This is a genomic window from Bradyrhizobium sp. Kon69 (genome assembly GCF_055807515.1).
Genome location: NZ_JBVVOS010000242.1, coordinates 1 through 307, shown reverse-complemented (window position 1 = coordinate 307; position 307 = coordinate 1). Strand labels below are relative to the sequence as shown.

Sequence of the window (307 nt, the reverse complement as noted above, 5' to 3'; positions counted from 1 at the left end):
AACATGCCATCGAGAAGACGGCCGCTCGCGTACTGTAACTGAACAGCGCAGCGAGTCAGCCACACACAAAAAGCCCAGACCGCACGCCGGCCTGGGCTGTTTCATGCAACCGCGACGTTAACGACGTGCTTCCTGGACGACCAGGTCAGGCACCCAGGGTGGGGATGGGCTGCGTCGTTTGACGACCAGACCGGTAATCACCACCAGGGCTGCCAACCCGGCCGTGGCAAGGATTTCGCCCTGATGCGCCGGCAACGTGAGCATCACACCCAACGCGCCGACGATGAACACGATGACCGCCCACGTC

The 307-nt window shown here is 62.5% G+C and carries 1 protein-coding gene; it reads right to left on the bottom strand.

The genetic code is table 11. The features are described 5' to 3' along the window. Positions 1-117: 117 nt before the first annotated feature. Positions 118-307 (bottom strand): hypothetical protein (locus tag AC0L3U_RS38995; protein WP_473365057.1); only part of this gene is annotated, 190 nt, incomplete at its 5' end.